This is a genomic window from Bacillus sp. SCT118 (genome assembly GCF_058566435.1).
In genome coordinates this window covers 3,219,241-3,241,998 of sequence record NZ_CP191225.1, presented here as the reverse complement: position 1 = coordinate 3,241,998, position 22,758 = coordinate 3,219,241, and the positions used below count along the sequence as shown (strand labels likewise).

Genomic DNA, 22,758 nt, shown 5'->3' with positions numbered 1-22,758 from the left:
AAGGTGGTTTCAATAGACAGGTTTCAAACAGTGAAGGAGCCAGAGCTGAACATCCTTGAACACTGGTTTGAGATTGAGGATACCAGACGGAGAATGGATGGGATGCTGCCATTAGATGACTGGTATGCACGAGTAAATAATGATGAACACAATACTGTCATCATGGCGTATGATGGACAGCTGCCGGCAGGGATGGTCGTTATTGAGTTCGGAGAGGAGCGGACGTATATTGGATTGATCGTCAATCCTTTGTACCGGCTTAAAGGGTATGGAAAACAAATACTGCAAAAACTGCTGAATGACCCTGAATTTAAAAGTGTGCGGGTATGGGTGGCATGCATCGAAGAAGACAATCGAATCAGTTTAGCTTGCTTTCAAGCAGCAGGATTCACTTTGGAAGATACGGAACCTGATGAAGATGGTTTTCTTACGCTGATTCTTCGCAGCTGATCTCATCTAAATACATAAGGAGGGCAAAAAGGCCTCCCGTTTTCATCTTCATTCAGCTCGGATCACTGACCTTGATCAGCTGTTTCCCTTTATTTTCTCCCTTAAATAAACCGAGAAACGCGTCAGGAATGTTTTCGAAGCCTTCTGTGATGGTTTCCTCGTAATGGAGTTTACCAGCTTTCAGCCATTCGGCCAGCTGTTTTGCTCCCTCAGAAAAACGATCGGAGTAGTCGCTTACGATAAAGCCTTGCATCAGCGACTTCGTTTTAATGAGTTTTGATTGGACACGAGGGCCCATGTCATCTGCTTCGCTTTCTGCGTTATAGGAAGAAATGGCGCCGCACACCGGAATGCGGGCAAATTCATTGAGCAGATTCATCACCGCGTCTGAAATCGGTCCGCCGACATTGTCAAAATACACATCGACACCGTCAGGACAAGCGTCTAGAAGCGCTTTTTGGATATCATCCGCTGTTTTGTAATTGATGGCTTCGTCAAACTGAAGCTCCTGTTTTAAATAGTCGATTTTTTCATCAGAACCCGCGATACCGACAACTCGAGCGCCTTTGATTTTGGCAATTTGACCGACTGTTGAACCGACGGCTCCGGCAGCTCCGGAGACAACCACGGTTTCGCCTTCCTTCGGGCGTCCGATGTCCAGCAATCCGAAGTATGCTGTTAAGCCGGTCATTCCCAAAATGCCGAGATAGGCCGAAGCGGGAGCAAGGCTTGTATCAATTTTTCGCAAGGCAGACTCGCTCACAGCGGAAAATTCCTGCCAGCTGAGATTTCCGATGACGATATCGCCTTTTTTCAGATGATTCCCGTCTGACACAACTTCAGCGATAACCCCGCCAGAAAGCGCTTCATTTAAAGCGAACGGCTCAACATATGACTTCGTATCCTGCATACGGCCGCGCATATAAGGGTCAACCGAAACATAAAGCGTTTTGACAAGCACTTCCCCTTGCTTGGGTTCAGGAACCGGAATGGTTTCAAAGCGAAAGTCTTCATGAACAGGAATACCTTGTGGACGTCTTGCTAATTGAATTTGCTGCTGAGATGCTGTCATTTTCATCCTCCTATCACTTGGTTGACACCACTGTAACATGGACAGGAGAGGAAATACAAAAGGTAAGCCGGCATACAAAAAAGGAGAGGGGGCTCCTCTCCTTTTCATTTCGCCCGTAATTTCGGACACAGTCCCGTCGGCAGGCACATTGGCTTCTGGTCGATCGGGCTTCTCATGATGCAGCATTCCAAGCCGAAGACTTCACGGAAAAATGGCTGGGTGAACACATCTTCCGGTGTTCCGGCGTTGTATATTTTTCCGTCCAGCACACTGATTAGATAGTCAGCATATTGAGCGGCTTGGTTTAAATCATGGAGCACCATGACAACGGTGCGGCCATGGTCGCGGTTCAGCTTTTTCAGCAGTTCAAGTACTTCAATCTGGTGTGAGATGTCTAAATACGTGGTCGGCTCATCAAGCAAAAGCAACTCAGTGCCTTGCGCAAGTGCCATGGAAATCCAGGCTCTTTGTCTTTGGCCGCCTGAGAGGGCATCAAGTGTCCGATCCTTCAGTTCAATCATGCCCGTTGCTTCCAGCGCCCACTCTACCATGTCATGATCCTCTTGGGTATGCTTGGATAACAGCTTTTTGTGAGGATGTCTGCCAAAATAGCATAATTCCTCTACCGTCAATCCTTCAGGAGCCTGAGGAGATTGTGGAAGAATGGCCAGTTTTTTTGCGACTTCTTTTGATGGCTGGCGGTGGATGTCTTTTCCTTCTAGTAGCACTGTACCGCTTTTCGGAGCCATCAGCCTGGCGAGCGATTTGAGGATTGTTGATTTACCGCAGCCATTAGCGCCGATGAGCGCAGTGATTTTTCCTTCTTCTATCTTTAAGTCGACTCCGTCAATAATCACTGTACTGTCATATGAAAGAGTGAGCTGGTCTGCAGCCAGTTTTCCCATGGTATCCTCTCCCTACTGTTTCCTCGCTTCGAATTTCAATAAATATAAGAAATAAGGCGCGCCGATCACGGCTGTCAGTATTCCGGCAGGTATTTCAACCGGAGGCATGATGCCACGCCCTAACGTATCTGCAATTAATAATATAATAGCACCAATTAATGCTGATGCAGGCAGTAAATATTTAGCTTTTTCTCCGGTAAGCCGTCTGGCGATATGCGGAGCAAGCAAGCCGATAAAACCGATTGAGCCGACGACGGCTACACAGCTTCCCGCCAGTGCCACCGCGGTGAAAATCAGGATGAACCGCAGCCGGTTTGCGTTTTCTCCGAGACCCTGTGCAAGCTCATCCCCGAGTGACATAAGATCCAGCTTCGGTATGAGTATGCAGACGATCGGAAAAAGAATCAAAAGCCATGGCGCAAGCAGCTTGACTTCTTCCCAGTTTCTTCCCCAGAGGCTTCCTGTCAGCCAAATGAGTGCAGCATTCACGTCGCCCGGAAACTTGACCATCATATATTGCATTCCGGCGTGGCAGACCGCGCCTAAAGCAATGCCTGATAAAGCCAGTGAAGAGGGCTGAATGCTCTTTTTTCGGGCTATCATTAATAATAGTACAGCAATAATGGCGGCTCCGGCAAATGCGGAGAACGGAAGCACGTATACCGGCGACTCAGGAAAGATGAGAATCACAGCCATCGCCGCAAGTCCGGAGCCTTTTGAAATGCCGACAACGTCCGGGGAAGCGAGCGGATTTCGGATCACACCCTGTAAAATCGCTCCGGCAGCGGCAAGCCCTGCACCGGCCAAAATTGCTAATATGATGCGGGGAAGGCGATATTGCTGGATGATAAATTCAAAGGAATGATCCAGTCCCAGCAGATTCGTCACTACCGCATCAGGTGAAATGTATAATGCACCGATTCCAATGCTGATGACGGACAGAACGATCAAAATCACGGCCAATATGAGTATCGCCAGCAAGGGGCGTTTTTGTTTTCTGGTTGTTTTCTTCATTTCAGATGTCGCCCTTTCCTTGCCAAATATAAGAAAAACGGCGTTCCGATAATCGCGGTGACAATGCCGACCGGTGATTCATAAGGAAATGCAATCCATCTGGCCAGAACATCTGCGTACACCAGCAAAATTGCACCGAACAGTGCCGAAAACGGAAGCACGTATTGATAATGTTCTCCGATCAGCTTGCGGACAATATGTGGGACGAGCAGCCCGACAAAGCCAATCGGCCCGGCGACGGCTACGGAAGCGCCGGAAAGGATTAAAATAATCAAACTGATCAGAATCCGGATGCCGTTCATATTTTGTCCAAGCCCTTTTGCTGTTTCGTCTCCGAGACCGAGAACAGAAACAGAACCGGAAAATACGAGGGCAAGCCCGATGCCAATGACAGAAAACGGAGCGATGGTTATGACGTCCTGCCAGTTGCTGCCGTCGATTGCGCCTGTCATCCAGTACAGAACATCCTCACCTGACTCATTTAAAATAATGATGGCCTGTGTCATAGAGGAAAGGAACAAGTGCACGGCCATTCCTGACAGCGCCAGCTTGACAGGTGTCATTCCGCCGGATGAGGCAATCATATATACAATCGCGCCGCCTGCTGCCGCACCCGCAAAAGCGAATATAACAGATGAATAGGGCGATGCCGGCAGAATGACGAGAGAAGCAACGACAAAAAGCGATGCACCCGCATTCACACCGAAAATTTGGGGTGAAGCCAGAGGATTTCTGGTCATAGCCTGCATCAGCGCCCCTGCTACAGCTAGGCTGGCGCCGACAAAAACGCCGATTAATGTGCGGGGAAGGCGAAGAGTAGAGATGATGAGCTGTTCCTTTGAACCGTCCCATACAAAAAGATATTTCAATGAATCTATGATGCCGATGTCTGAGGCTCCTACTGAAAGATTCAGCCCAAGCCCAAATATAAAAATAATCAGTGCAATGATGAACATCATCAGTCTTGATGATGAGCGCCGTTTGGCTGAATGATACAACAGTCTCACTTCCTTACTGCGTCTGGTTGCAAAAACGAAGAAGCAAGGATTTCCCCTCGCTTCTCATTTGTCCTATTTATTATACACTTTTTTAAGCACATCTTTGGCGCTTGTTTCACTAGACTTGATGCCTCTGAATCTTGTCCAAGTGTCACGGTCCGCATCATAGACTTGTCCATTTTTCACCGCTTTGAGATTTTTCCAGAGCGGGTTCGTTTTCCACTCGTCTACAATGGTTTTGCCTTCGTTGGCTGAGATGAACAAAATATCAGGATCGATTTTGCTCAATTGCTCGAGGCTGACCTCTTGATAGGCGTTATCTGACTTCACAGCGTGTGTAAAGCCTAGCATTTTAAAGATTTCTCCGTCATAGGATGATGATGTATGAAGCTGGAAGGAATCCGCTCTTGCAACGCCGAGAACGATGTTGCGGTTTTCATCTTTCGGAAGTTCGGCTTTTAGATCGTTGATGACTTTTTTGTGCTCGGCAAGCTTTTCTTTTCCTTCATCTTCTTTATTTAATGCTTTAGCAATGGTCGTAAAGCTGTCGATCGTTTCGTCATATGTCGCTTCACGGCTTTTTAATTCAATCGTCGGGGCAATTTGTTTCAGCTGTTTATAAATGTTTTTATGGCGCTCAGCGTCAGCGATGATTAAATCAGGCTTCAAGGAACTGATGACCTCAAGATTGGGTTCGCTGCGTGTGCCTACAGATGTGTAATCAATGGAGCTGCCGACAAGCTTTTTAATCATATCTTTTTTGTTGTCATCGGCGATGCCCACCGGCGTAATGCCGAGATTGTGAACGGCATCCAAGAATGAAAGCTCAAGCACAACCACCCGCTTAGGTGTGCCGCTTACTGTCGTTTTTCCTTCTTCGTCATGGATCACTCTGGAATCTTTAGACTTGTTTTCGCCGCTTCCGTTGTTATTCTGGCTTGATGAACAGCCGGATACAATGAGGCAGGCGAGCAATAAAACACTCATGATGGCAATCAACTTGTTAGAATAGGTGCGCATGTCATTCTTCCTTTTTTCAGATTTAGTAATGAGAATCATTATCACATGTAACACTATAATAGCATGGCTTATCATGTCAATATTTTTTTAGTAAAGAAAGCTGCGTTTTTACTGCTTTCTCATGAAAGCATCATCAGACACAAATAAGTGGTATGCAGCGTTACCGTGTCTTCGAGACAAAAACGCATGGGCGTTGGCTTTAGAGGTTTCGAACATATCAGCAGTGACATAAGGAAGGAGAGTGCTGAGATAACCGGACAATTTCTTTTCTATTTCATCTGTTAGTGCAAATTCAATGTCGCCGATATTCATGATAATCGAGAAAACAAAGTCGATATCGATATGAAAATGTTCCTCGGCAAAAACCGCAAGCTCGTGAATTCCTGGTGAACATCCGGCACGCTTATGGAAAATCTGTTTGACTAAATCACTCACAATCCAAGCATTGTATTGCTGTTCTGGTGAAAAGTATTGCATTAGACATACCTCCTGCTCGTACGGATAAAGGCAGTATTTCATGGTCGTGTGCTCCGTGCAGCGGCTTCTCTTTAATTTTGATTTTTCTGAAAATAGGTCCCGTTCCTATCACTTTACCATGGACGGAAAACAAATAGCTACTACCATTCCTCCTGTTTTTCTCTTTAATGTTCTGGAATCTGTTTCAGGTACAGACGATCGGGTATGAAAGAAATATAGAAAACATGAAGGAGGAATATCGACATGAAACCAGTTGTAAAAGAGTATACAAATGACGAGCAGCTTATGAAGGATGTAGAGGAATTACAGAAAATAGGTGTTGCGAAAGAGGATGTATACGTCTTAGCTCACGACGATGACAGAACGGAACGCCTGGCAGACAACACGAATGCCAATACGATCGGAGCCAAAGAAACAGGTTTCAAGCACGCGGTGGGAAATATCTTCAATAAAAAAGGAGACGAGCTCCGCAATAAAATTCACGAAATCGGTTTTTCTGAAGATGAAGCCGCTCAATTTGAAAAACGCTTAGATGAAGGAAAAGTGCTTCTCTTTGTGACAGATAACGAAAAAGTGAAAGCTTGGGCATAAAGCAAAGAAAAAACCAAAAGGCCATGACGGCCTTTTGGTTTTTTTGCGGTCTTTGCGGTGGTATTTTGCAGAATGCCGCAATAGGATAGCGGAACATTTTCGGTTCTGGATGTCCCTCAATTTGCTATTATATTTTTGTGATAAATTGGAATAAAATCTCACAAAATAGAAAATGGGGGTACATAGTGGATGAAAAAAATGATGTTAGCTACGGCTTTGTTTTTAGGATTGACTCCAGCTGGCGCGAACGCAGCTGATTTAGGCCACCAGACGTTGGGATCCAATGATGGATGGGGCGCGTACTCGACCGGCACGACAGGCGGGTCAAAAGCATCGTCCTCAAATGTGTATACCGTCAGCAACAGAAACCAGCTTGTCTCGGCATTAGGGAAGGAAACGAACACAACGCCAAAAATCATTTATATCAAGGGAACGATTGACATGAACGTAGATGACAATCTGAAGCCGCTTGGTCTAAATGACTATAAAGATCCGGAGTATGATTTGGACAAATATTTGAAAGCCTATGATCCTAGCACATGGGGCAAAAAAGAGCCGTCGGGAACACAAGAAGAAGCGAGAGCACGCTCTCAGAAAAACCAAAAAGCACGGGTCATGGTGGATATTCCTGCAAACACGACGATCGTCGGTTCAGGGACTAACGCTAAAGTCGTGGGCGGAAACTTCCAAATCAAGAGTGATAACGTCATTATTCGCAACATTGAATTCCAGGATGCCTATGACTATTTTCCGCAATGGGATCCGACTGACGGAAGCTCAGGGAACTGGAACTCACAATACGACAACATCACGATAAACGGCGGCACACACATCTGGATTGATCACTGTACATTTAATGACGGTTCGCGTCCGGACAGCACATCGCCAAAATATTATGGAAGAAAATATCAGCACCATGACGGCCAAACGGATGCTTCCAACGGTGCTAACTATATCACGATGTCTTACAACTATTATCACGATCATGATAAAAGCTCCATTTTCGGATCAAGTGACAGCAAAACCTCCGATGACGGCAAATTAAAAATTACGCTGCATCATAACCGCTATAAAAATATTGTCCAGCGCGCGCCGAGAGTCCGCTTCGGGCAAGTGCACGTATACAACAACTATTATGAAGGAAGCACAAGCTCTTCAAGTTATCCTTTCAGCTATGCATGGGGAATCGGAAAGTCATCTAAAATCTATGCCCAAAACAATGTCATTGACGTACCGGGACTGTCAGCTGCTAAAACGATCAGCGTATTCAGCGGGGGAACGGCTTTATATGACTCCGGCACGTTGCTGAACGGCACACAGATCAACGCATCGGCTGCAAACGGGTTGAGCTCTTCTGTCGGCTGGACGCCGTCTCTGCATGGATCGATTGATGCTTCTGCTAATGTGAAATCAAATGTTATAAATCAAGCGGGTGCGGGTAAATTAAATTAAGAAAGTGAAAAACACAAAGGGTGCTAACCTTTGTGTTTTTTAATTAATTAAAATGTTTATTAACTTAGTTAAGGAGTAGAATGGAAAAGGGGATCGGAAAACAAGTATATAGGAGGAGACCTATTTATGGCTTCAGAAAAAGACGCAGGAAAACAGTCAGCAGTAAAGCTTGTTCCATTGCTTATTACTGTCGCTGTGGGACTAATCATCTGGTTTATTCCCGCTCCGTCCGGACTTGAACCTAAAGCTTGGCATTTGTTTGCGATTTTTGTCGCGACAATTATCGGCTTTATCTCCAAGCCCTTGCCAATGGGTGCAATTGCAATTTTTGCATTGGCGGTTACTGCACTAACTGGAACACTATCAATTGAGGATACATTAAGCGGATTCGGGAATAAGACCATTTGGCTTATCGTTATCGCATTCTTTATTTCCCGGGGATTTATCAAAACCGGGCTCGGTGCGAGAATTTCGTATGTATTCGTTCAGAAATTCGGGAAAAAAACCCTTGGACTTTCTTATTCACTGCTATTCAGTGATTTAATACTTTCACCTGCTATTCCAAGTAATACGGCGCGTGCAGGAGGCATTATATTTCCTATTATCAGATCATTATCCGAAACATTCGGATCAAGCCCGGCAAATGGAACAGAGAGAAAAATCGGTGCATTCTTATTAAAAACCGGTTTTCAGGGGAATCTGATCACATCTGCTATGTTCCTGACAGCGATGGCGGCGAACCCGCTGATTGCCAAGCTGGCCCATGATGTCGCAGGGGTGGACTTAACATGGACAAGCTGGGCAATTGCCGCGATTGTACCGGGACTTGTAAGCTTAATCATCACGCCGCTTGTGATTTACAAGCTGTATCCGCCGGAAATCAAAGAAACACCGGATGCGGCGAAAATCGCAACAGAAAAACTGAAAGAAATGGGACCATTCAAAAAATCAGAGCTTTCCATGGTTATCGTGTTTCTTTTGGTGCTTGTGCTGTGGATTTTTGGCGGCAGCTTCAACATCGACGCAACCACAACCGCATTGATCGGTTTGTCCGTTCTCTTATTATCACAGGTTCTGACTTGGGATGATATCAAGAAAGAACAGGGCGCTTGGGATACGCTCACTTGGTTTGCGGCGCTTGTCATGCTCGCCAACTTCTTGAATGAATTAGGCATGGTGTCTTGGTTCAGTAATGCCATGAAATCATCCGTATCAGGGTTCTCTTGGATTGTGGCATTCATCATTTTAATTGTTGTGTATTATTACTCTCACTATTTCTTTGCAAGTGCGACAGCCCACATCAGTGCGATGTATTCAGCATTTTTGGCTGTCGTCGTGGCAGCGGGCGCACCGCCGCTTTTAGCAGCGCTGAGCCTCGCGTTCATCAGCAACCTGTTCGGGTCAACGACTCACTACGGTTCTGGAGCGGCTCCGGTCTTCTTCGGAGCAGGCTACATCCCACAAGGCAAATGGTGGTCCATCGGATTTATCCTGTCGATTGTTCATATCATCGTATGGCTTGTGATCGGCGGATTATGGTGGAAAGTACTAGGAATATGGTAGAAAGAAAAAGGCAGACGCGGTCTGCCTTTTTTTTATTTTCACTCCTTCGCAAGAAAACGGATTTTGAAAAATGAGAAAATTCCCTATAAAAATGATATGATCTAGGTAGAAAGGACGGCTGGTGCTGTGGTGAAAAAGCGGTTCCATTTTTCCCTGCAAACAAAAATAATGGGGCTGATTGCGGCTCTGCTGGTCTTTGTCATTGGTGTGCTGACTATTACGTTAGCCGTTCAGCATACACAGGGAGAACGGAGACAGGCAGAGCAGCTGGCGGTTCAAACGGCGAGAACCATTTCCTATATGCCGCCGGTTAAAGAGCTCATTGAGAGAAAAGGCGGACATGCGGCTGAGACGCAAGAGGTCATTGAACAAATGAAAGAACAGACTGGCGCGTTTGCCATTTATGTTTTGGACGAAAAAGGAGACATTCGCAGCGCCTCTTTAAAAAGCGGATTAAAGAAACTGGAGCGCAGCAGAGAAATTTTGTTTGGCGGTTCGCATGTTTCTGAAACAAAAGCGGATGGACGAAGAGTGATCAGAGGGAGCGCGCCGATTATAAAAGAACAAAAGGGATACAGCCAAGTGATCGGCAGCGTATCTGTTGATTTTCTGCAAACGGAGACAGAGCAAAGCATCAAAAAGCATTTGAGAAATTTGAGTGTGATTGCTGTGCTTGTGTTGCTGCTCGGATTTATTGGCGCCGCCGTGCTGGCGAAAAGCATCAGAAAGGATACGCTTGGGCTTGAACCGCATGAGATCGCGGCTCTATATCGTGAGAGGAACGCAATGCTTTTCGCGATTCGAGAAGGGATTATTGCCACCAATCGTGAAGGCGTCGTCACCATGATGAACGTATCGGCGGCCGAGATGCTGAAGCTGCCCGAGCCTGTGATCCATCTTCCTATAGATGACGTCATGCCGGGAGCAGGGCTGATGTCTGTGCTTGAACTAGGAGAAATGCTGCCGAACCAAGAGGTAAGCGTCAACGATCAAGTGTTTATTATCAATACGAAAGTGATGAATCAAGGCGGGCAGGCATATGGGATTGTCGTCAGCTTCAGGGAGAAAACAGAGCTGAAGAAGCTGATCGACACATTGACTGAGGTTCGCAAATATTCTGAGGATCTCAGGGCGCAGACTCATGAATTTTCAAATAAGCTTTATGCGATTTTAGGGCTGCTTGAACTTGGGGAGTATGATGAAGCCATTGATCTGATTAAAGAGGAATATGCGATACAAAATGAACAGCATGATCTTTTATTCCATAACATTCATTCGCAACAGGTGCAGGCCATTTTGTTAGGGAAAATAAGCAAGGCATCGGAAAAGAAGGTCAAGCTGATGATTGATGAGAACAGCTCACTCGCGCCTCTTCCTGCACATATCGGCTTGTCCCATCTTATTACAATTATCGGCAATTTAATTGATAACGCTTTCGAAGCTGTAGCGGAGCAAAGCGTGAAGGAAGTTTTGTTTTTTATCACGGATATGGGCCATGACATTGTCATTGAAGTATCAGACACAGGGCCCGGTGTGCCGCCAGATAAGATGGAAGAAGTGTTTGAGAGAGGCTATTCTTCAAAGGGGATGAAGAGAGGCTACGGTCTGGCCAATGTGAAAGACTCAGTGCGTGAACTGGGCGGCTGGATCGAACTGGCGAATCAAAAAACTGGCGGGGCGGTATTCACTGTGTTTATACCGAAGGAGAAACAAAGGGGGAATCCATTTGATTCACATCGCGATTGCGGAGGATGATTTTCGAGTTGCGCAAATCCATGAGAGATTGATTAAACAGCTTGATGGATTCAAGATTATCGGCAAGGCGGCTAACGCAAAAGAGACATTGGCGCTTTTGAAGGAACACAAGGCTGATTTGCTTCTGCTGGATATTTATATGCCGGACGAGCTTGGGACCGCGTTGATTCCTGATATACGAAGCCGATTTCCTGAAGTGGACATTATGATTATCACAGCGGCAACAGAAACCCGGCATTTGCAGGAAGCGCTAAGAGCGGGGATTGCCCACTATTTGATCAAACCCGTAACGGCTGACAAGTTCAGGCAGGTGCTGCTTCAGTATAAAGAAAAAAGGAAGCTGCTCATGTCTCAGCCGGAGGTCAGCCAATCGATGATCGACCATATTTTTGGGAACGGTGTGAAGACAGCTTTGCCGGCAGAGGATTTGCCGACTGGCATTAATTCGATTACACTGCGAAAAATTAAGGAAGCGCTTCAGACTGCGTCAGAAGGATTGACAGCGGAGGGACTTGGGGAAAAAATGGGGGCGTCACGAACAACTGCCCGCCGTTATGCCGAGTACCTTGTGTCAAAGGAAGAAGCAAGAGCCGAGCTTGAATACGGGATTATCGGCAGGCCGGAGAGAAAATATTATTTGGCGGCGGATTAGATATGAAAAAATCTATAATATTATTGATTTTTCTATTGATCTTTATGCAGGGTGATATCAGGCAGGCGGCTGCGCCGCGCCTGCCGGACGGGCCGATAGAAATTGTCGTCCCCGCTGAGCCTTCTGGCGGCTGGGATGTCACAGCGCAGGCGATCCAATCTGTTTTGAGGCAGAAGCAGATCGTGAAGGGTGATGTTCATATCGTCTATAAACCCGGCGGCGGGGGAGAGAAAGGCTGGAAATATGTCAACAAAAGCAGCAAACAAACCATCAGCATGACGTCCAGCCTAATATTGAGCAATGATCTTCTCGGGCAAAGTAAATTAAAAATGGCCGATTTTACGCCGCTCGCCATTCTCTCCAAGGAATGGCAGACGGTTGCATTGCCAAAAGGATCAGCGTTAACAAATGGCAAGGATGTGCTGAATGAGATCAACATGCATCCTGGCAAGGTGAGAATCGGCTTTGCCCCGGGGTTTGGCAATGATGATCAGCTCTCGTTCGTCAGAGCGGCAGATATGTACGGCATTGACGCGTTTGACATTCAATTCTCACAGTATGACAGCAGTGAACAGCTCATTCAGGCGCTGATCAGACATGAGATAGAAGCGGCTTCCATGACACTTTCTGAAGCGAAACCATATGAACGAAACGGCGATATCACGTTAGCCGCTGTAACGTCTGATAAAAGACTTCCCGGTTTTCCAAATGTACCGACGTGGAAGGAGCAGGGAATCCCGTTTGTTTTTTCTCATTGGAGAGGGATTTTGGGCCCGAAAAATATGTCTGAGGAAGAGATTTCTTACTGGGATCAAGCGCTAAAGGAGGTCACCTCTTCACCTGAATGGAAGCGGAAAATAAACGAACAGGACTGGGAAAGCTTTTATTTAAACAGCAGGGAAACGAAACGGTTTTTAGAAGAGCAATCTGCTTTTTATCAAAGCATCATGACAGGAAATTAAGATCCCGGCATCCCGGGATTTTTTTCATGCCGAAAATTGATCAAAAAGAACAAAACGGTTTTAAAAAATTAAAAATACAAAAAAACCAAATTATTTACTTGCGATTTGTTTTCCCATACGATGGCAAAAAGGCAAGACAAAAAGGGGAGTAAGGGAGAAAAAAATGTAAGCGGATTCATTAAGGGGGAATGGATGTGTTAGCAATCTTAGGCTTTCTCATGATGCTTGTGTTTATGGCATTGATCATGACAAAACGGCTTTCTGTTTTAACAGCATTGGTTTTGACGCCGATTGTGTTTGCGCTTATCGCCGGATTTGGATTTACTGAAGTTGGGGACATGATGATTTCGGGGATTCAACAAGTCGCGCCGACTGCGGTCATGATTATGTTTGCGATCTTATATTTTGGAATTATGATTGATACAGGCCTGTTTGATCCAATGGTTGGCAAAATTTTAAGCATGGTCAAAGGAGACCCTTTAAAAATTGTTGTCGGGACAGCGGTTCTTACAATGCTCGTCGCCTTGGACGGAGATGGCTCGACAACGTACATGATTACGACAAGCGCCATGCTTCCGCTCTATTTGCTGCTAGGCATCCGGCCAATTATCTTGGCGGGAATCGCGGGAGTCGGCATGGGAATCATGAACACGATTCCATGGGGTGGTGCGACGCCGAGGGCGGCGAGTGCGCTGGGGGTTGATCCAGCTGAGCTTACAGGGCCGATGATTCCTGTCATTGCAAGCGGGATGCTTTGTATGGTGGCGGTTGCGTATGTGCTTGGAAAAGCGGAACGAAAGCGCCTTGGTGTGATTGAACTGAAACAGCCGGCCAATGCCAATGAACCTGCGGCAGCGGTTGAAGATGAGTGGAAGCGGCCGAAGCTTTGGTGGTTCAATTTATTGTTAACGCTTTCTTTAATAGGATGTTTAGTATCGGGTAAAGTCAGTTTAACCGTACTGTTTGTCATTGCGTTTTGTATTGCACTGATTGTGAATTATCCCAATCTCGAGCATCAGAGACAGCGCATCGCGGCGCATTCCAGCAACGTGCTGGCTATCGGTTCAATGATTTTTGCCGCGGGGGTGTTCACGGGGATTTTGACAGGCACGAAAATGGTTGATGAAATGGCGATCTCGCTCGTGTCCATGATACCGGAACAAATGGGCGGATTGATCCCGGCGATTGTTGCTTTAACAAGCGGCATTTTCACATTCTTGATGCCGAATGACGCGTATTTCTACGGGGTGCTGCCGATTTTATCAGAAACAGCTGTCGCATACGGTGTGGATAAAGTGGAAATTGCCAGAGCCTCTATTATCGGCCAGCCGATTCATATGCTGAGTCCGCTTGTGCCATCCACTCATTTGCTTGTCGGACTCGTCGGAGTTTCTATTGATGACCATCAAAAATTCGCATTGAAATGGGCGGTTCTCGCAGTGATCGTCATGACGGCTATCGCTCTATTGATCGGTGCGATCTCTATTTCCGTATGATAATTCAGGCGTAATGACACACACTAACGGCATACAACATTCCGGAGGTGTCATTATGAGTGATCCTTATATGCCGCTGACTTCAGTCAGAAGCGGAACGGGGTTCGAAGCGGCAAAAGGTGTGCACGGCCTGACTGTGCAAATTGCGAATGTCTATTTTATTCAGCTGCCTTCTGAACCTCACTCATTTGTTTTAATTGATGCCGGCATGCCTCAATCAGCCGGCATGATTGTCAATGAAGCCAAACAAAGATTCGGTGAAGGGTTTCAGCTGAAGGCGATTATCCTCACACACGGGCACTTTGACCATATTGGGGCAATCGAAGAGATCCTTGAACATTGGGATGTACCTGTTTATGTCCATTCTCGGGAAATGCCCTATGTAACAGGTAAAGAAGATTATCCTCCGGCTCGTCCTGACAGCAAGAGCGGGCTGGTCGCCAAGCTGTCGCCGCTGTTTCCGCGGCACTCCATCGATATTTCCTCACATGTCCAGGCACTGCCGGAAGACGGTTCAGTCCCTTTTCTTGACGAGTGGATGTGGATTGCGACACCAGGACACACGCCGGGCCATATTTCGTTATTCCGCGATGACGGCCGCGTGCTTGTGGCAGGTGATGCTGTTATTACAGTGGAACAGGAGAAAATGGCTGACGTCTTGATACAAAAACAGGAGCTTCACGGTCCGCCGGCTTATTTCACGCCTGACACAGAGACGGCCGCGGAGTCCATTCTAAAGCTGGCCGGTCTTGAACCGGAAGCGTTATTGACCGGGCACGGCATACCGATGACCGGCAAAAACTTTCGAAGTGACTTAACTGAATTGGCAAATCGGTTATCGTCTATTTGACACCCGCACCACGCGGGTGTTTTTTATTGTTTTCCAGGAAGTTGCAGAAAAATCATTTGTCTTGCCGCTTAAAAACGATACAATGAAAAGCATGAAGTGATGTGAAGGGGAGAGTTTGTTGGAAGAAAAAGAAATACTCTGGAACGAAGCGAAAGCGTTTATTGCCGCATGCTATCAGGAATTGGGAAAGGAGGAGGAAGTGAAAGACCGTCTCGAGGACATTAAAAGCGAAATTGACCTGACCGGAAGCTATGTACATACGAAGGAAGAGCTGGAGCACGGAGCGAAAATGGCTTGGAGAAACAGCAACCGCTGCATCGGCAGATTGTTCTGGAATTCGCTGAATGTTATCGACAGACGAGACGTCCGGACGAAGGAGGAGGTGCGTGATGCCCTCTTTCACCATATTGAAACCGCCACCAATAACGGGAAAATCAGACCGACCATTACGATTTTCCCTCCGGAAGAGAAGGGTGAAAAGCAAGTCGAGATCTGGAATCATCAACTGATCCGGTACGCTGGATATGAGTCAGACGGAGAAAGAATCGGAGACCCGGCTTCCTGTTCCCTGACAGCAGCCTGCGAAGAGCTCGGTTGGCGCGGAGAACGAACGGATTTTGACCTTCTGCCGCTCATTTTTCGCATGAAAGGCGACAAACAGCCTGTCTGGTATGAGCTGCCGCGTTCACTTGTGATCGAGGTTCCAATCACACATCCGGACATCGAGGCGTTTTCTGATTTGGAGCTGAAGTGGTACGGCGTGCCTATCATCTCTGATATGAAGCTTGAGGTCGGGGGCATTCATTATAATGCCGCGCCATTTAACGGCTGGTATATGGGCACGGAGATCGGAGCGAGAAACCTCGCAGATGAAAAGCGGTACGACAAGCTCAAAAAAGTAGCGTCCGTGATCGGCATCGCCGCTGATTACAATACGGATTTATGGAAGGATCAAGCGCTAGTTGAATTGAATAAAGCTGTGCTGTACTCGTATAAAAAGCAGGGTGTCAGCATCGTTGACCATCATACAGCGGCAAGCCAGTTTAAACGGTTTGAAGAACAGGAGGAAGAAGCGGGCAGAAAGCTGACGGGGGATTGGACGTGGCTGATTCCGCCAATTTCACCCGCTGCCACTCATATCTTCCACCGATCCTATGATAACTCAATCGTTAAGCCGAATTACTTTTATCAAGATAAGCCTTATGAGTAAACAATAGAAAATCGCTGATGGCCTTCAAGGCTGCGGGATTCAGTCACAGAGATGTCGGTAACCTTTGAGAAAGGGCTTCCGTTCTTTACAGCCTCAACAAACGATTGCAGGGCGTTTTCCGGACCCTCTGCCAAAATCTCGACACGCCCGTCATCACGGTTTTTGACCCAGCCGGCCAGTTTTCGCTTATCAGCTTCCATTTGAACAAAATAGCGAAAGCCCACACCTTGAACCCGGCCGTTTACAATGATTCGGTATTGAAGCATGTAAAAACCACCTTTTCTTTTTATGATAATCAATCATTTTACAACCTGTAAAGGGGATGTGTTTGTATGAAACCAGAGCGCTATTCAGTTCTTTCTCTTAATCTGGGAAAACCGCAGACGCTCGAATATGACGGAAAGAAAATCGAAACCGGCATCATGAAGCGGCCGGCTGAATCAGCCGTCATGCTGTATCGGGAGAATTTTGAAGGAGACGGACAGGCGGACCTCGTCAACCACGGCGGACCTGATAAGGCTGTCTGTGTCTACCCGGCGGAGCATTATCCGTTTTGGGAAGAGTTCCTCTCAAGACCGCTGTCAAATGCCGCATTTGGAGAAAATCTGACGGTCGCGGGCCTGACTGAGGAGAATGTTTGCATCGGGGATGTGTTCAGGCTTGATGAAGCTGTTGTTCAGGTCAGCCAGCCGCGCCAGCCGTGTGTAAAGCTGGCGAAAAAATTTGGTGTAAAAGAAATGGTGCTGAAGGTCCAGCAAACTGGCTATACAGGGTTTTATTTTCGCGTGCTGGAGGAGGGCAGGGTGTCTCCCGGCGCGAACCTTGAATTGCTGTCCAGAGGAGAGAAGGGCATCTCCGTCCAGTTCGCCAACCGCATCAACTACCATGATGCAAAAAATCTCACCGCCATTGAACTGATTTTAAGTGAGGCTGCACTATCGGAAAGCTGGAGAGCGTCCTTTATGAAAAAAAAGGACAGGCTGCTGCCGGTTGAATAGAAAAAGCCGCGCATATCAACGTGCGCGGCTTTGCCATATTTAAGATTGTTTTTTCTTTGTTTCAAGCAGGTTGGCAAGAAAATAGGTTTTATAGCTTTGAAGCTTTCTTCCCTCATGGTGCGTGATCCCCTGCTTTTTTAGTTCTGCCACATACCAGCCTTTACTGCCGTAATGCATGTCAGAAAACTCCTTTCCCTATCTGATTTCGAAACGATTGGCATTGTAACATCTATAAAAAGATGCTGAAAAGAGATGCGGGGAAAACTGAGCCTTTCGCACTAGATGTACGAATGTTCTTCTGTATGTATATGCGGAGCAAAAGCCGAATATGATTTAATGACCGGTTAGTTTGATCATGACAACGCCAAATGTCATAATGGCGAAAACAATGCCGATATATGTGAGCATCCCGTTTTTTTTCTTAACGCCGTAAACGGTCATAATGATGCCTTCAATGAAAAAAATGATGCCGAAAATAATAAACCACATGCAGATAAAGGCTCCTTTCACAGACATAATAGTAGTGTAGCATATCTGAATAGAGCCGGGCTGTGACAATATCAAGAAAGCCGGGCGCATATCGCCCGGCTCATGTTTTATTGTTTATCAACCAATTTGACCAGAAGCTGTGCCAAATGTTCTTTCTCATCTTCGTCCGCAACGCTCCAAAGCTCTTGCAGCAGCATTTCTTCACCGTTTTGCGGCTCTTCATGCTTTGCGAGGTAGTCTCCCAGGATCGCAGCGCTTTTTACAAGCTTGCCGTCATTCAATCCAAGCTTTTTGCCTCGGTTGACTTGTTTTTTCAGGTAGCCTTTAAATTCTTCAAAGTCTTTTAAAATGTCTTCTTTTATTGTGCCATGCATCGCGTTCATTTCGTTTTCAATTTGGATTTTTTCTTGATCTCTGTTCATTGCAAGACCTCCTCGTGCAGAATAATGATGTTTTACCTGCTATTGGAGGAGGTTAAACCTGCCAGAAGCCCGGAATGTGTTTTACAGTTTCGTCAGGATAATCGGTTCATCTTTTGTGATGACGATCGTGTGTTCAACTTGGGCAACCATGCTTTTATCCGGTGTCTTGAACGTCCAGCCGTCCCCAGCTTCAACAATCGTTTCTGCTTTCGTTGAAATAAACGGTTCAAGCGCGATGACTGTGCCATTTTTGAACAGTGCGTTATCAAACGGATCATAATAGTTCATGATGTGGTTCGGCGCTTCATGCAGGCTTCGGCCGATTCCGTGGCCAGTCAGGGTTTTGATGACGGTAAAGCCTTGAGAGCGTGCTTCATGATAAACGGCTCTTCCGATCTGGTTTTGGCGCTTGCCCGCTTTTGCCTGCTGAAGCCCCTTTTGAAAAGCGTTTTCCGCGCATTGGCAAAGCTTATGAAGGCGTTCTTCTCCTTCACCGAGCACAAATGAGATGCCTGTGTCGGAATAGAAGCCGCCAAATTCAGCGGAGATGTCGATGTTGACAAGGTCCCCTGCTTTTAAAATTTTGGATGTGCTTGGTATGCCGTGAGCCACTTCATCATTTACGCTGATGCATGTCACGCCTGGAAAATCATATTCCTTCTCAGGAGCTGAAACGGCGCCGTGCTCATCAAGCACAGCTTTTCCGATAAGGTCAAGGTCTTTTGTGCTCATGCCGGGCTCTGCCTTCCGCTTCATTTCTTCACGCGCAAGCGCGACGATTCTTCCGATTTTTTTCAGGCCTTCTAATTCTTGATCGTTTGTTACAATCATCTGTCATTCCCGCTTTCTTTTTAAATAATCTAGATTAAGCTTACCACAACTGTCTTAAAAATAGGAAACACACGGACCTGGGAAAAAAGAAATACCCCCGGGAAAATTGGTATAGATCACTAGATATCTTATATGGTATATTTGAAAAAAAAGGGTATGAGGGGGATGGGTATGCTTTCATTTTTACAAAAACTCGGGAAGTCATTTATGCTCCCGATTGCGGTTCTGCCTGCGGTTGGAATTATCCTTGCGCTTGGCAGAGAGGATGTATTTAATATCCCGTTTGTCTATCAGGCGGGGACGGCGGTTTTTGATCATCTGCCGCTTATTTTTGCGATCGGAATTGCCATCGGCATTTCAAAAGACAGCAATGGGGCCGCGGGTTTATCAGGGGCGATATCGTATCTGATGCTTGACGCGGCAACAAAGACAATTGATAAAACAAATAACATGGCGGTGTTTGGGGGAATTATTGCCGGTTTAATTGCCGGTTACACCTATAACCGCTTCAAGGATACCAAGCTGCCTGAATATCTCGGATTCTTCAGCGGCAGACGGCTTGTGCCGATTATAACAGCCATTATTACGATCATTTTAGCGGGCATATTCGGAGTCGTCTGGCCGCCGATTCAATCGTGTATAAACTCGTTTGGAGAGTGGATGCTCGGGCTCGGCGGCATCGGGGCAGGCATATTCGGCCTATTCAACAGGCTGTTAATTCCGCTTGGCCTTCACCATGTGCTGAACAATATTTTCTGGTTCCAATTCGGAGAATATAACGGAGTGACAGGGGATCTGGCGCGCTTTTTCGCGAAAGATCCGACAGCGGGCACATATATGACCGGATTCTTCCCAATCATGATGTTCGGTCTTCCGGCGGCGTGTCTGGCTATGGTTGTGACTGCGAAGCCGTCTAAACGGAAAGCGACGGCTGGAATGATGATTGGGTTTGCTTTAACGGCGTTTATCACAGGGATTACGGAGCCGATTGAGTTTGCATTTATGTTTTTATCTCCGCTTTTATACGCTGTTCACGCGGTCTTAACCGGGTTATCTTTATTTATCGTCAACTGGCTCGGCATCCGCTCAGGCTTCTCTTTTTCAGCCGGTGCTATCGATTATGTGCTCAGCTATGGAATCGCAGAAAAACCGCTGCTTCTGCTTTTGGTAGGTATATGCTATGCGGCAGTATACTTTATCGTGTTTTATGTACTGATTAAGGCTTTGAATTTAAAAACGCCTGGACGGGAAGACAATGATGTGGATGAAGTGCTGGATGAAAATACTGTTCAGGATGTAAATGAAAACATCATGCTGAAAGGGCTCGGCGGAAAAGAAAACCTTCAAACCATTGATCATTGCGCCACAAGGCTGCGACTGACTGTGAAGGATACCGCTTTGGTGGATGAAGCGCTGCTAAAGAAAGCAGGCGCAAAAGGGGTTGTCAAATCGGGCGGGCAATCGGTTCAAGTCATTATTGGCCCGAATGTGGAATTTGCGGCGGAAGAATTGAGAGCTGCTGTCAAATAAAAAAAGCGGAGAGGGCAACCTCTCCGCTTTTTCTTATTTATCTTCGTTATCCGTTGACGTTTCGGAAGAATCTTCGCCATGTTTTGTGTAATCATAATCGGAAGGATTCACCTTCTTAAAACCTTTCGGCTCGTAGAACCGCAGCAGGTCTCCGTTTATGATTTTATCGGACATTTCAAGTTCCTTCTTGACGAGCGAGTCTTCTGACTTGTCGACTTCGGATTCATCGAGTTCTTTTCCGGTTTTCGTGTCGTAATACTTACCGGATATTTTCGTGTACTTCGGTGAAATAAAGTCTCCGTTGCGGAACGGAATCACTTCACGGTGTTCTTTCGATAAAATATCAGAACCGGACATCAGATAGTCCTTCGTATCCACTCCGAGCAGATGCAGAATGGTAGGAGCCACATCAACGTCTCCGGCATATTTATGAACTTTCTCGCCCTTCACGCCGGCAGCGTGGATAAAGAGCGGCACCCGTTGAAGCTGGGCGTTGTCGTAATCAGTGATTTCATCCTTGCCAAGCACTTTCGCCATCGCTTTATTGTGGTTTTCAGAGATGCCGTAGTGGTCTCCGTACATCACAATAATCGATTTATCATATAACCCGTCTTTTTTCAGATCATTGAAGAATTGTTCAATGGACTGATCAAGGTAATGGGCTGACTGGAAGTAGTTATCGACGACAGAGTCACCAAAGTCTCCAGCCGGGAAGTCTGTATCCCCCTCATCCATTCCGAATGGGAAGTGGTTAGACAGGGTAATGAACTTCGTATAGAACGGCTGCGGCAGGCTTTCCAGCAGCGGCATTGATTCTTTGAAGAACGGTTTGTCTTTCATGCCGTAGTTTTTCGTGTTTTCTTCGTTCATGTCATAGTAAGCAGAATCAAAGAATTTATCAATGCCTTCCGCTTTGTACATTTCGTTACGGTTCCAGAACGTCTGCGTGTTCCCGTGGAAAGTAGCAGATGTGTAATTCTTAGACTTCAGAATCGCCGGAACGGATTGCAGCGTGTTTTGCGCTTTGTTTACGAAAACTGAACCTTGAGCCAGCGGGTACAGAGAGTTTTCCATCATAAATTCAGCATCCGATGTTTTACCTTGTCCCGTTTGGTGGAAAAAGTTATCAAAGTAGAACGTTTCGTTATCATGTGCCAGTTTATTTAAGAACGGTGTCACTTCTTTGCCGTCAATTTTATAGTCGATGATAAATGACTGCAAAGATTCAAGTGAAACGTAAATGACGTTTTTTCCTTCCGCTTTGCCGAAATACACGTTATTCGGCACATCGTAATTGGCTTTCATGTAGTTTTCTACTTCCGTCACGTCGCTGGAATCGGCAAGCGCGCGCTGGCTGTTGGACTTGATATTCTGTACAGCGTCATAAATCGTGAAATTGTATGTTCCCAAGTATTTCACAAGATAGTTCCGGTCGAATGATCTTGTCAGCAATTCAGGACGGTCTGATTCCGCAACTGCCAGGTTGATCAAGAACACAAGAATTGAAGACGCAAAAATAATTCGGAACGATTTTTTGCTTGACGTTTCGGCAGGCTTGTTTACTTTGATCGCCAAGATGATCAGGATGATCGTATCGATAAAGTAAAAGGCGTCAGTCGGTCTCATCAGCGAAAATGCGCTGTCACCGAGTTGGCCGCCGTTTGTTTTAGCCTGCATAATGACCGGAATTGTAATAAAATCATTGAAAAATCTGTAGTACACAATGTTTGCGTACAGTAAAAAAGACATTAAAAAATGAATCACTATAATGGCTGTCTGCTGTAATTTTTTCTTGAACAAGAGTCCAAAGCCAAGAAAGAACAAGCTTGAGCTAAGAGGATTCACAAAAAGCAATATTTTTTGTATCGTGTTGTCTATTCCTAAGTTGAAGTTCAGGACATAACCGACATACGTTTTGATCCATAACAGGACGACCGCGATTAAGAAGAAGGCCAGTCCTCTTTCTTTTATAAATGTTTTCATTGTTACACTCCTTTTTTCCGATCCAGTTCGAGCGAAAC

25 protein-coding genes are annotated in these 22,758 nt (G+C 46.2%); 13 read left to right on the top strand and 12 right to left on the bottom strand.

The genetic code is table 11. The features are described from left to right. Window positions 1-3: 3 nt before the first annotated feature. Window positions 4-450 (top strand): GNAT family N-acetyltransferase, encoded by a 447-nt coding sequence (locus tag ACQVGT_RS16685; RefSeq protein WP_015383073.1) that lies wholly within the window; start codon window positions 4-6, stop codon window positions 448-450. Between the two features lie 52 nt (window positions 451-502). Here the strand turns inward: ACQVGT_RS16685 and ACQVGT_RS16680 are convergent, their stop codons facing one another. From ACQVGT_RS16680 to ACQVGT_RS16655, 6 genes are all read right to left on the bottom strand, one after another. After that, window positions 503-1,522, bottom strand: coding sequence for an NADP-dependent oxidoreductase (locus tag ACQVGT_RS16680; RefSeq protein WP_015482944.1), 1,020 nt, complete (start codon window positions 1,520-1,522; stop codon window positions 503-505). 104 nt (window positions 1,523-1,626) lie between these two features. Continuing rightward, on the bottom strand, window positions 1,627-2,427 hold the full coding sequence (gene yfmF, locus ACQVGT_RS16675) for a Fe(3+)-citrate ABC transporter ATP-binding protein YfmF (protein WP_015383075.1): 801 nt from the start codon (window positions 2,425-2,427) through the stop codon (window positions 1,627-1,629). A 12-nt stretch (window positions 2,428-2,439) separates the two neighbouring features. After that, window positions 2,440-3,441 carry a Fe(3+)-citrate ABC transporter permease YfmE gene (gene yfmE, locus ACQVGT_RS16670; RefSeq protein ID WP_003243506.1) on the bottom strand — a complete coding sequence of 334 codons (1,002 nt, stop codon included), beginning with the start codon at window positions 3,439-3,441 and terminating at the stop codon, window positions 2,440-2,442. After that, entirely contained in the window at window positions 3,438-4,439 is a 1,002-nt protein-coding gene (fecD, locus tag ACQVGT_RS16665; RefSeq protein ID WP_015482945.1) for a Fe(3+) dicitrate ABC transporter permease FecD, read from the bottom strand. The genes yfmE and fecD overlap by 4 nt, the downstream gene beginning before the upstream one ends. 72 nt (window positions 4,440-4,511) lie before the next feature. Continuing rightward, window positions 4,512-5,459, bottom strand: a complete 948-nt coding sequence (yfmC, locus tag ACQVGT_RS16660) for a Fe(3+)-citrate ABC transporter substrate-binding protein YfmC (RefSeq protein ID WP_015482946.1) — start codon at window positions 5,457-5,459, stop codon at window positions 4,512-4,514. Window positions 5,460-5,567: 108 nt separating this feature from the next. Next, window positions 5,568-5,936, bottom strand: coding sequence for a YfmB family protein (locus ACQVGT_RS16655; protein ID WP_003233730.1), 369 nt, complete (start codon window positions 5,934-5,936; stop codon window positions 5,568-5,570). 243 nt (window positions 5,937-6,179) lie between these two features. Here ACQVGT_RS16655 and ACQVGT_RS16650 point away from each other — a divergent pair, with 243 nt between their 5' ends. From ACQVGT_RS16650 to nosA, 10 genes are all read left to right on the top strand, one after another. Beyond that, window positions 6,180-6,527, top strand: a complete 348-nt coding sequence (locus tag ACQVGT_RS16650; RefSeq protein WP_015383078.1) for a YflT domain-containing protein — start codon at window positions 6,180-6,182, stop codon at window positions 6,525-6,527. A gap of 189 nt (window positions 6,528-6,716) precedes the next feature. Continuing rightward, entirely contained in the window at window positions 6,717-7,979 is a 1,263-nt protein-coding gene (locus tag ACQVGT_RS16645; protein WP_015383079.1) for a pectate lyase, read from the top strand. A 126-nt stretch (window positions 7,980-8,105) separates the two neighbouring features. Continuing rightward, window positions 8,106-9,542, top strand: coding sequence for an anion permease (locus ACQVGT_RS16640; protein WP_015383080.1), 1,437 nt, complete (start codon window positions 8,106-8,108; stop codon window positions 9,540-9,542). A 126-nt stretch (window positions 9,543-9,668) separates the two neighbouring features. Next, a complete protein-coding gene (gene yflR / locus ACQVGT_RS16635; protein ID WP_015383081.1) occupies window positions 9,669-11,297 on the top strand; it encodes a two-component sensor histidine kinase CitS in 1,629 nt (542 codons plus the stop codon). Then, the gene (citT, locus tag ACQVGT_RS16630) at window positions 11,269-11,949 is read left to right on the top strand and encodes a two-component response regulator CitT (protein WP_015482947.1); all 681 of its coding nucleotides are present in this window, start codon (window positions 11,269-11,271) and stop codon (window positions 11,947-11,949) included. The genes yflR and citT overlap by 29 nt, the downstream gene beginning before the upstream one ends. A gap of 2 nt (window positions 11,950-11,951) precedes the next feature. After that, window positions 11,952-12,911 (top strand): tripartite tricarboxylate transporter substrate binding protein, encoded by a 960-nt coding sequence (locus tag ACQVGT_RS16625; RefSeq protein WP_015482948.1) that lies wholly within the window; start codon window positions 11,952-11,954, stop codon window positions 12,909-12,911. A 26-nt stretch (window positions 12,912-12,937) separates the two neighbouring features. Beyond that, window positions 12,938-13,063 carry a hypothetical protein gene (locus ACQVGT_RS16620; protein WP_015383084.1) on the top strand — a complete coding sequence of 42 codons (126 nt, stop codon included), beginning with the start codon at window positions 12,938-12,940 and terminating at the stop codon, window positions 13,061-13,063. 42 nt (window positions 13,064-13,105) lie between these two features. Beyond that, window positions 13,106-14,407: an Mg(2+)/citrate complex secondary transporter CitM gene (gene citM / locus ACQVGT_RS16615; protein ID WP_003242978.1), complete on the top strand. Its 1,302-nt coding sequence runs from the start codon at window positions 13,106-13,108 to the stop codon at window positions 14,405-14,407. Window positions 14,408-14,462: 55 nt separating this feature from the next. Then, the gene (locus tag ACQVGT_RS16610) at window positions 14,463-15,257 is read left to right on the top strand and encodes an MBL fold metallo-hydrolase (RefSeq protein ID WP_015383086.1); all 795 of its coding nucleotides are present in this window, start codon (window positions 14,463-14,465) and stop codon (window positions 15,255-15,257) included. 118 nt (window positions 15,258-15,375) lie between these two features. Beyond that, window positions 15,376-16,467, top strand: coding sequence for a nitric oxide synthase (gene nosA / locus ACQVGT_RS16605; protein WP_015383087.1), 1,092 nt, complete (start codon window positions 15,376-15,378; stop codon window positions 16,465-16,467). Here nosA and ACQVGT_RS16600 read toward each other — a convergent pair. Then, on the bottom strand, window positions 16,458-16,733 hold the full coding sequence (locus ACQVGT_RS16600; protein ID WP_015383088.1) for an acylphosphatase: 276 nt from the start codon (window positions 16,731-16,733) through the stop codon (window positions 16,458-16,460). The genes nosA and ACQVGT_RS16600 overlap by 10 nt on opposite strands. Window positions 16,734-16,799: 66 nt before the next feature. Here ACQVGT_RS16600 and ACQVGT_RS16595 point away from each other — a divergent pair, with 66 nt between their 5' ends. Beyond that, the gene (locus ACQVGT_RS16595; RefSeq protein ID WP_014479155.1) at window positions 16,800-17,465 is read left to right on the top strand and encodes an MOSC domain-containing protein; all 666 of its coding nucleotides are present in this window, start codon (window positions 16,800-16,802) and stop codon (window positions 17,463-17,465) included. Window positions 17,466-17,504: 39 nt separating this feature from the next. Here ACQVGT_RS16595 and ACQVGT_RS16590 read toward each other — a convergent pair whose 3' ends face one another. The 4 genes from ACQVGT_RS16590 to map form a co-directional block, all read right to left on the bottom strand. Further along, a complete protein-coding gene (locus tag ACQVGT_RS16590) occupies window positions 17,505-17,642 on the bottom strand; it encodes a YflJ family protein (RefSeq protein ID WP_003239885.1) in 138 nt (45 codons plus the stop codon). 156 nt (window positions 17,643-17,798) lie between these two features. Further along, a complete protein-coding gene (locus ACQVGT_RS16585) occupies window positions 17,799-17,954 on the bottom strand; it encodes a hypothetical protein (protein WP_003244572.1) in 156 nt (51 codons plus the stop codon). Window positions 17,955-18,061: 107 nt separating this feature from the next. Then, window positions 18,062-18,376, bottom strand: coding sequence for a DUF3243 domain-containing protein (locus ACQVGT_RS16580; protein WP_015383089.1), 315 nt, complete (start codon window positions 18,374-18,376; stop codon window positions 18,062-18,064). Between the two features lie 81 nt (window positions 18,377-18,457). Further along, window positions 18,458-19,207: a type I methionyl aminopeptidase gene (gene map / locus ACQVGT_RS16575; protein WP_003233698.1), complete on the bottom strand. Its 750-nt coding sequence runs from the start codon at window positions 19,205-19,207 to the stop codon at window positions 18,458-18,460. A 171-nt stretch (window positions 19,208-19,378) separates the two neighbouring features. Here map and nagE point away from each other — a divergent pair, with 171 nt between their 5' ends. Then, window positions 19,379-20,737, top strand: a complete 1,359-nt coding sequence (gene nagE / locus ACQVGT_RS16570; protein WP_015383090.1) for an N-acetylglucosamine-specific PTS transporter subunit IIBC — start codon at window positions 19,379-19,381, stop codon at window positions 20,735-20,737. A gap of 33 nt (window positions 20,738-20,770) precedes the next feature. Here the strand turns inward: nagE and ltaS are convergent, their stop codons facing one another. Then, window positions 20,771-22,720, bottom strand: a complete 1,950-nt coding sequence (gene ltaS, locus ACQVGT_RS16565; RefSeq protein WP_015383091.1) for a lipoteichoic acid synthase — start codon at window positions 22,718-22,720, stop codon at window positions 20,771-20,773. Window positions 22,721-22,758: the final 38 nt, after the last annotated feature.